Source organism: Actinomycetota bacterium (assembly GCA_035759705.1).
In the GTDB taxonomy this organism is placed as follows: Bacteria; Actinomycetota; CADDZG01; order JAHWKV01; family JAHWKV01; genus JAJCYE01.
The window spans coordinates 1-8,061 of record DASTUJ010000060.1 but is presented as its reverse complement, the minus strand read 5'-3'; the positions used below and the strand labels follow the sequence as shown (position 1 = coordinate 8,061).

Here is an 8,061-nt window from a genome sequence, read left to right as displayed (position 1 = left end):
ACCCGGGCGACGACCCGGCGGATTCCGAACTCCTGCTTCGCCAGCAGCGATGAAACCAGGTTGACCTTGTCGTCGCCCGTCGCAGCGACCATGACGTCGCACGTGGATAGCCCGGCCCCCTGAAGGGTCAACGGCTCGGTGGCGTCCGCAACCACCCAGGTGGCTGCGATCCGGTGCTGGTGCTTTTTGATCAGCTCCGCATTCTGGTCGATCAGGATCACGGTATGGCCCAGCCTCAACAGGTCCTTGGCCATGAACCGGCCGACGTTACCGGCGCCGGCGATGGCAATTTTCATTCTTCTCCCCCTGCGTGTCCGGTCAGATCGAAGCCGAGCCGCTCCTCCATCTCAGGCAGTGCCGAGCGGGCGACGGCCAGGTGGATGATGTCGCCCTCCTGGATGATTGTCTTCAGATCGGGGATCTGGGTGGTCCCGAAGCGGGACATGGCAACCACGCGGGCCTTGGCGGGATCCCGGAGATCCTCCACCGGCCGGCCGATGAACTCGGTAGGAGCCGGGAACCCGATAACCACGACCTCTCCGGAGCCGATGGTCCACTCCACGGACTTTGCCGAAGGAAGCACCCGGGCCAGGATCTGGTCGGTCGCCCACGCCACTGTGGCGACTGTGGCGATCCCCAGGCGCTCGTACATCTGAGCCCGCCGGGGGTCGTAGATGAGGGCGGCGACGTGGGGGACGTTGTAATGCTCCTTGGCAATCCGGGCGGATACGATGTTGGTGTTGTCGCCCCGGGTCACCGATGCAAAGATGTCGGCGTCCTCGATTCCTGCCTCCTCCAGGATCTCCTGGTCGAACCCGACCCCGACCAGCTTTTTACCCGAGAACCCGGGCAGCACTCGCTGCTCGAAGGCGTTCGGATCCTTGTCGATGATCGCAACCGTGTAGCCCCGGCCCTCCAGGGCCTGTGCGAGCTCGGCTCCGACTCGTCCACATCCAACGATCACTGCGTGCATGGACTCAATCCTTAAGTGAAGAACGTCACCGACTTTACCTTGCAGACGTAAGATTCCCGAAAATGAATAGATTCTTCAAGCGCCTCTTCGTCGGGCCCCCACTGTCGACCCACGACGAACTTTCCCATCGCCTTCCGAAGCGAATCGCTTTGACGGTCTTCTCATCGGACGCTTTGTCGTCCACCGCCTACGCCACCGACGAGATCCTGCTGGTACTGGCCGCGGGCGGCCTGGCAGCACTCCACTACTCGACCTTCATCTCGTTGGCGGTGGTGGTGGTCATGGCGGTGGTGGTCTTCTCCTACCGGCAGACGGTAGAGGCCTACCCCAAGGGCGGAGGCGCCTACCGGGTGGCCCACGAGAACCTCGGGGCGCCTGCGGGCCTGATTGCCGCCTCGGCGCTGCTGATCGACTACGTCCTGACCGTCGCAGTCAGCATCGCGGCCGGTGTGGCTGCGGCAGGCGCGGCGCTCGAGGGGGTGGCGGACCACAAGGTGGCCATTGCGCTCGGCGCGGTGGGCCTGATCGCAGCCCTCAACCTACGGGGCATGAAGGAGTCCGGCGGGCTGTTCGCCGTCCCCACCTACGGCTTTTTGATCGCGATGTTCACAGTGATCGTGGTCGGGGTGTACAAGTCCTATACCGGCGACCTGACCCGGCTGCCGGAGTCCAACGTCGAGGCGACCCAGGCAGTCACGTTGTTCCTGATCCTGCGAGCATTCGCCTCCGGGTCGACTGCGCTGACCGGTATCGAGGCGATCTCCGACGGGGTCCCCGCATTCAAGCCCCCGGAGTCGAAGAACGCGTCGCAGACTCTGTTGATCCTGGGCGTTCTGCTCGGACTCTTGTTCATCGGGATCACGTACCTGTCGAAGGCCGTCGGCGTCGACGCCCACCTGATCGAGGAGGGCCGGACCGTCACCTCGCAGATCGCGGGAGCCGTCTTCGGGCAGACCAGCTGGTTCTTCTACGTGGTCCAGGCGTTCACCGCGTTGATCCTGTTCCTGGCGGCCAACACGGCCTACGCCGACTTTCCCCGCCTGGCGTCGATCCTGGCCAAGGACCGCTACGTCCCCCGTGGTCTCGGGCAGCGCGGCGACCGCCTCGCATTCTCCAACGGAATCCTGATCCTCACCGCAGCGGCGGCAGGCATCCTCATCAACTACAAAGCCGACGTCCACCGGATCGTCCCGCTCTACGTCGTCGGTGTGTTCACCAGCTTCACGCTCTCCCAGGCCGGAATGGTCGTCTTCACCATGCGGGCCCGGCGGAAGGCGCAGACCGGCGGCAAGGAGCTCGACACCCGCTGGAAGCGCAAGGTGCTGATCAGCGGGTTCGGGGCGGTCACCACGTTCATCGTGCTGATAATCGTGTCGATCACCAAGTTCTTCAGCCCGCTCGCCGAGGGCGAGGCCCCGCACTTCAGGGGCGGCGCATGGCAGATCATCGTCCTGATCCCGATCCTGGCGACGATCCTCTACAAGATCAACAAGCACTACAACCACGTGAAGCAGGAGCTCAGCTTCGACGACAAGCTGCCGGACATGCGCAGCGAGAAGGTCGTTCTGGTGGTCTCCAGGTTCCGGGGCGCCACCAAGGCGCTGGCGATCGCCAGGGCCATCGCTCCCCGTGAGCTGAGGGCGGTGGCGTGGAGGTGCTCCGAACAGCGCCTGATGGACCTCAGGAACCGGTGGGAGAACATGGGCGTCACGACTCCCATCGAGGAGGTCGGCGACAGCGCCAACGACGTGCTGAACTTCGTCCGGTCGATGGACCCGCAGTCGGAGGACCCGGTCACTGTGATCTTCCCGGACCCGCACTATAAGTCGTGGTTCGGCCAGGTCTTCAAGAACCGGGACATGCTGAAGCTCAAGCGGGTGTTCCTGTACGAAAGCGGGACGGTGCTGATCGGCATCCCCTACAACCCCGAACGTGATCCCGAGCCACGCAGGCTTCAGGCCCCCACCCGGCTGGCGCTGGTAGTGGTCGTGTCGTCGATCAACCGGGCGACGATCCGCGCGATCCAGTACGCCCGTTCGTTGAACCCGTCAGAGCTCAAAGCGCTGTCGATCCAGACCGAGCCGGGCGACGCCGCCAAGCTCACCGCCGAGTGGGGCCGGCTGGGCTTCGACGTGTCGCTGGAGGTTGTCGACGCTCCGTACCGGGACCTGATGGACCCGCTGAAACGGGAGCTGCGCGAGCTGCGGACTTCGCCCGGCGACGCAGTCGGGGTGGTGATTCCGGAGTTCGTCGTGCCGCGGTGGTGGCAGAACCTGCTGCACACCCAGACCGCCTTCTTCATCAAGACATCGCTGCTTTTCGAGGACGAGGTGATCGTGATCGACGTGCCCTACCGGGTCCACAAGGCCCGCAAGCACCCACCGGAGAAGGTCGAGCAGGTCACCTAGACGAGGCGGCGGTTCCCGGCTACCTGTCCCTCACGACCGGTCTGCACTCCGGCAGCGTGGGGGCAGGCTCCCGCGGTTAGCGCTGAACGCCCTCCACCACAATCTCCACCCGGCGGTTCTGCTCCCGGCCCTCCGGGTTGTCGCTCCCGTCGGGGTTCTCGTTCGGCGCCACGGGGTCCTGCTCCCCGAGGCCGGTCGCCGTCAGCCTGCCGGGCTCGATCGCCGGTCCTTCGGTCAGGTAGCTCTTCACAGAGTCCGCTCTGCGGCGGGCGAGGTTCCGGTTGGCCTCCTCGGGACCTGTGGAGTCGGTGAAGCCCCGGATCGTGACCGGCGCCGTGTTGTAGAGCCTCAGCACCTCGGCGATCCGGTCCAGCTGCGCCGGCGCCTCCGGCTTTAATTGGGCCGAGGCGAAGTCGAACAGGATGTTCTCGGGCAGCGTGATCACGGTCCCCTCGGCACTCTGGGACGTCTGCAGTTCCGAGAGGATCTCGTCGACCCGGGCCTCCTGGTCCCCTCCGGCGGCGCCTGTATCCGACTGGATCAAGTCGGGGTCCGCCTGGATGACCTCCTCCGAGCCGCCTCCGCAGCCGGCCGCACACACCACGATCAACATTGCTGTGGCAACCTGCGACTTCAATCCGCCGAGCATGATCCGATGGTACCCAAGGGCCGCCTGACATCACACGCTCCAACCCATAATCGCAGCGCCCTACACAAGGTAGTATGAAAGGTATGGCGAAACGTAAGGTCACAATCACCCTCGATTCCGCAAAGGCCGAGCAAGCACGCCACCTGTCGGGGGCAAAGACGACGTCGGGGGTCATCGACCTCGCACTCGACACCCTGATCCGACGCAAACTGATTGAAAACGACGTGGCCGCCTACCGGCAGTTTCCAACCACCTCCGAGGAGGCACTCCTTGCTTCTTCTTCGGAACCGCCGGATCTGGCCGATGAAACCGACTGGCTCGCGTTGTACGACGGTCCTGCTTGATGGCGCCCGCGCCTCGAAGGGGAGAGGTCTGGCTTGCCGACCTCGACAAAATTCGTCCCCTCATAGTGCTCACCCGCGACCCGATGGGCTCGCTGCTGAACTCAGTAATCGGCGCCCCGGTTACCTCCACCGTCAGAGGAATCAGCACCGAGGTGGCGGTCGGCCCGGAGGATGGGGTTCGTATACCTTCGGTCGCAAACCTCGACAACGTTCAGCTTGTTGCCCGAACAAGGTTAGTACGCCGGATTGGCCGCGCTCGCCCGCAAACCATGGATGGGCTGTGCCGGTCGCTGACGAATGCCACGGGGTGTGGCAAGGGCGCGATTTAACGACAGAGGCCGCCGGTTGCCCGGCGGCCTCCTTATTTGACTGCGCTTACTACGCCAGGTCGGACGCCTCCGCGCCGGCGGTGTTCATGCCCTCCACCTGGCGGCGGCTGGACGCTCTCAGGGTCCAGGCCAGGATCGCTGCCGAGATCAACACCACCGCGTACCGCACCGTGGGGTCCGGCTCGACGTTGATGATCGTCACGACGGGGACCGCAACCAGCACTGCTACCAGGTTCATCACCTTGATGAGCGGGTTCAGCGCCGGGCCGGCGGTGTCCTTGAACGGGTCCCCCACGGTGTCGCCGATGACGGCGGCCTCGTGCGAGCTGGAGCCCTTGCCACCGTAGGCGCCCTCTTCAACCAGCTTCTTGGCGTTGTCCCAGGCTCCACCGGAGTTGCTGAGCATGACCGCCAGCAGCTGGCCGCAGAGGATGACTCCGGCCAGGAATGCGCCCAGCGCCTCGGCCCCCAGGGCGAAGCCCACGAGGATCGGGGTGAGGACCGCCAGCAGGCCAGGGGTTGCCAGCTCCTGCAGCGACGCCTTGGTCACGATGTCGACCACCCGGGCGTAGTTGGGCTTCTCGGTGTAGTCCATGATCCCGGGGTGCTCCCGGAACTGGCGGCGCACCTCCTGCACCACTGCAAAGGCGGTGCGGCCTACGGCCGAGATGGTAAGCGAGGAGAACAGGAACGGGACCGCTCCACCGATCAGAAGCCCGATTAGGACCTCCGGCCGGTCGATCCGGACCGCGAAGTCCCGGAACATCTCGCCTCCGACATCGATGACCGAGTCCCGGAAGGACCCGAACAGCGAGGTGGCGGCGATGACGGCGGTGGCGATTGCCATGCCCTTGGTGATTGCTTTGGTGGTGTTGCCGACTGCGTCCAGGCTGGCCATGATCTCGTCGGCTTTGCCGCCGAGGCCCCCGGACATCTCGGCAACGCCGTGGGCGTTGTCGGCGATCGGGCCGAAGGTGTCCATCGAGACGATGACTCCGACGGTCGTCAGCATGCCCATACCGGTCAGGGCGATCATGTACAGCGCCTTGGCCTCGTCGCCCCCGCCGAGCAGGAACGCCCCGCCGATGGCGCCGGCGATGGCCACAATCGACCAAACCGTGGACTCGAGGCCGAATGCGAAGCCGGAGATGATTGTGGTTGCGGGACCGGTCTGGGTCGCCGCTGCGATCTCCTTGACCGGCTTCTTCTCGGTCGAGGTGTAGTACTCGGTGAGGTAGTGGATTACCGCTGCCAGGACCAGTCCTAACGTGACCGCCCAGGCAGGCGCCCAGTCGACCTCGCCGTTGGGCTTGAAGTAGAGGTAGGTCAGCAGGAAGACCAGCAGAGCCGACAGGATGCCGGAGTAGAAGAAGCCCCGGTTGATCGACTTGATGCCGCTCTCGGATTCGCTGCGGGGGTTGACCAGGTAGATGCCGATGATCGAGGTGATGACGCCGATGGCCCGCACGAACAGCGGGAACATGACGCCGATGGCGGCGCCGCGGGCGCCGAACGTGCTGTAAGCGGTGAAGCCGAGGATCAGCGCGGCGACCAGGGTCACCTCGTACGACTCGAAGATGTCGGCCGCCATACCGGCGCAGTCGCCGACGTTGTCGCCCACGTTGTCGGCGATGGTCGCTGCGTTGCGGGGGTCGTCCTCAGGGATTCCCTGCTCGACCTTGCCGACCAGGTCGGCGCCCACGTCGGCGGCCTTGGTGAAGATACCGCCGCCGACCCGCATGAACATCGCCAGCAGCGCTCCACCGAATCCGAACCCGACCAGCACGGTCGGGGCGTCGCCCTTGAAGATCAAAAAGATAGCGGCCGCTCCGAGCAAGCCCAGACCGACCGTGAACATTCCGCAGACGCCGCCCGCCCGAAAGGCGATTGTCAGGGCCCGTTTCTGGGACTCCTGGGCGGCGTTGGCTACTCGTACGTTCGCCTTTACCGCCAGGGTCATGCCGACGAATCCGATCGATGCGCTGAAGCCGGCGCCCAGAAGGAAGGCGATCGACCGGGCAATCTTCACGGTGCCGGCGTTTCCGGAGACCTCGCCTACCGGGAGGAAAAACAACCCCAGCGTCAGGATCACCACGAAGATCGACAGGGTGCTGAACTGCCGTTTCAGGTAGGCGCGGGAGCCCTCCTGGATGGCGTCGGAGATCTCGATCATCTTCTCCGTGCCGCGCGGTGCGGCCAGCACCTGCTTGGCAAAGTAACCAGCCACCAACAGTGCGAGGACCGAAATTCCCAGGATGATATAGAGCGACATTTGCTCGAACGAGTCCAGCTGTACGTCGATGGAGCCGCCTTCAACGGCGAGATATAAAGGTCCAGGCATGCGGGGTGAGCCTCCGTCGGTTTGCGATTGATGCGTGGCAGCCCAATTTCAGGGTGCTGGGGTAGTTTCCGCCGTGGGGGATTATACCTAGGTTGCCCCAGCCTATGGTTGCGACCCCTGCCGGCTGGAGCCGCGGGTTTGAGTGTTGGTCCGGCGTTAGGGCAGAATGCGGTGCCGTGGCAAGCAACCGACTCCTCCGGGCACTCCCGCTACTCCTGGCATTCACAGTGCTGATGGGCGCGTGCGAGCAAGCCAGGGACATAGTCCCGGGCAACAAGGAGGAGAAGCCCAAGGCGGCCGAGGCTGCGTTCCAGCTGGGCGAGGTCCGCACGATCGACCCGCAGAACCGGGGCGACTCCGGGGCGAAGGCAGCCGTCGAAGCCGCCAAGATCACCACCCTCATGAACAACTTCTACTCCGCCGCCTTCCTGGACCCGGCCAAGTGGCAGGGCGGGCAGCACCCCGACCTCGCTCCCCTGTTCACCGCCGAGGCCCAGCCCGGCCAGGCCGCCAACCTGGGGAACCTGGCGATGAGCGACCTGTCGGACAAGATCGAAAGCGTCACGTCTAACGTCCAGAACATCGACCGGCTCACCTTCTTCGTCGACACCGACGGCAGCCTGCCGCTGGGCCTGGCGTCGGTCAGCTTCGAGGCGGTCGGCAAACCAACGGCCGACGGCGAGGACGTCGTAATCCGGCATGCGGCGAGCTTCTGGCTGCAACGGGAGGGCGAGGACTACAAGATCTCCGCCTTCACCACCAACCTCAACGCAACCGAGGGGGCCGCCCCTTGATCGTCCCCGGGAACCTGAGCCGCCGTGTCCGCCGGGCCGCTGTCGCCCTGGTCGTGGTTGCGGCGATGGCCGTGGCCTTCCTCTGGTGGGCCCTGGCTCCCATCGTCCGGCCGGCCGGCGCCACGGAAAGCCCGGCCGCTGTGGGGATCAACAAGGTTGCCGGCACCACCTGGAAGCCCGAGCTCGGCCAGCCGCTGTTCGTCGCCGTTCTGGGCACCGACGT

The 8,061-nt window shown here is 65.1% G+C and carries 8 protein-coding genes; 4 read left to right on the top strand and 4 right to left on the bottom strand.

Translation table 11 applies throughout. The features are described 5' to 3' along the window. Together VFV09_03975 and VFV09_03970 are read right to left on the bottom strand one after the other, a co-directional pair. A partial coding sequence (locus VFV09_03975; GenBank protein ID HEU4866868.1) for a TrkA family potassium uptake protein occupies positions 1-296 on the bottom strand: 296 nt, incomplete at its 3' end. After that, the gene (locus VFV09_03970) at positions 293-973 is read right to left on the bottom strand and encodes a TrkA family potassium uptake protein (protein ID HEU4866867.1); all 681 of its coding nucleotides are present in this window, start codon (positions 971-973) and stop codon (positions 293-295) included. The genes VFV09_03975 and VFV09_03970, both read right to left, overlap by 4 nt. A gap of 62 nt (positions 974-1,035) precedes the next feature. On the opposite strand from VFV09_03970, the gene VFV09_03965 reads away from it, so the two are divergent. Next, positions 1,036-3,381: an APC family permease gene (locus VFV09_03965; protein ID HEU4866866.1), complete on the top strand. Its 2,346-nt coding sequence runs from the start codon at positions 1,036-1,038 to the stop codon at positions 3,379-3,381. A 76-nt stretch (positions 3,382-3,457) separates the two neighbouring features. Here the strand turns inward: VFV09_03965 and VFV09_03960 are convergent, their stop codons facing one another. Further along, the gene (locus VFV09_03960; protein HEU4866865.1) at positions 3,458-4,030 is read right to left on the bottom strand and encodes an OmpA family protein; all 573 of its coding nucleotides are present in this window, start codon (positions 4,028-4,030) and stop codon (positions 3,458-3,460) included. An 83-nt stretch (positions 4,031-4,113) separates the two neighbouring features. On the opposite strand from VFV09_03960, the gene VFV09_03955 reads away from it, so the two are divergent. Then, positions 4,114-4,374, top strand: coding sequence for a type II toxin-antitoxin system VapB family antitoxin (locus tag VFV09_03955; protein HEU4866864.1), 261 nt, complete (start codon positions 4,114-4,116; stop codon positions 4,372-4,374). A 378-nt stretch (positions 4,375-4,752) separates the two neighbouring features. Here the strand turns inward: VFV09_03955 and VFV09_03950 are convergent, their stop codons facing one another. Next, positions 4,753-7,044, bottom strand: coding sequence for a sodium-translocating pyrophosphatase (locus VFV09_03950; protein ID HEU4866863.1), 2,292 nt, complete (start codon positions 7,042-7,044; stop codon positions 4,753-4,755). 176 nt (positions 7,045-7,220) lie between these two features. On the opposite strand from VFV09_03950, the gene VFV09_03945 reads away from it, so the two are divergent. Continuing rightward, positions 7,221-7,838 carry a hypothetical protein gene (locus VFV09_03945; protein HEU4866862.1) on the top strand — a complete coding sequence of 206 codons (618 nt, stop codon included), beginning with the start codon at positions 7,221-7,223 and terminating at the stop codon, positions 7,836-7,838. Beyond that, on the top strand, positions 7,835-8,061 hold a 227-nt coding region (locus VFV09_03940), incomplete at its 3' end, for a hypothetical protein (protein ID HEU4866861.1). The genes VFV09_03945 and VFV09_03940, both read left to right, overlap by 4 nt.